The organism is Hymenobacter sp. H14-R3 (assembly GCF_030063445.1).
Taxonomy (GTDB): domain Bacteria; phylum Bacteroidota; class Bacteroidia; order Cytophagales; family Hymenobacteraceae; genus Hymenobacter.
This window is the reverse complement of the sequence record NZ_JASITD010000086.1, coordinates 1-589: the sequence shown is the minus strand read 5'-3', so window position 1 is coordinate 589 and position 589 is coordinate 1. Positions and strand designations below refer to the sequence as shown.

The 589-nt window shown below is 42.6% G+C and carries 1 protein-coding gene; it reads right to left on the bottom strand.

Features of this window, described 5'->3' with window-relative positions:
- Positions 1-123: 123 nt before the first annotated feature.
- Positions 124-393 (bottom strand): SMI1/KNR4 family protein, encoded by a 270-nt coding sequence (locus tag QMK33_RS23425; protein WP_283567049.1) that lies wholly within the window; start codon positions 391-393, stop codon positions 124-126.
- Between the last annotated feature and the right edge of the window lie 196 nt (positions 394-589).

Sequence of the window (589 nt, the reverse complement as noted above, 5' to 3'; positions counted from 1 at the left end):
CGCAGTGAAGCATCTTAATCAGAAGAGCAATCTTCACGTTTAGAGCTGGTTACGCGACTAAGATGCTTCACTGCGTTCAGCATGACATTCTTTTTTTAACATAAACTATTTGCCAACGGGTACTTAGATGAGGTACTCGGCGAAATAAAACTGCCCAGCAATTCTATTTTCACTGTGCCAGTCATCCATTAACTCTTCAAGCGGGACTACTCGAAATAAGTCTTCAACTGCTTCAAATCCATTGGTAAAATAGTACAAGCGTTTAAAGTCGGGAGGCAGCACCAAGCTGGCTTTGGCTTCAAAAGCCGCAAAAAGCGGTTCCGTGGCTGCTGGATATAAAGTAATATCATTTGGCCCATCTTTTATTCTGGCAATTATTTGTTCTATATCCATAAAACAGACGGACTTCGGAAAAACATAAATAGTAACGGCCGCCCCGGTTTCCCGAGGCGGCCGCTAACTTAAGTACCCGTTGGCAAATAGTTTATGTTAAAAAAAGAATGTCATGCTGAACGCAGTGAAGCATCTTAGTCGCGTAACCAGCTCTAAACGTGAAGATTGCTCTTCTGATTAAGATGCTTCACTGCGT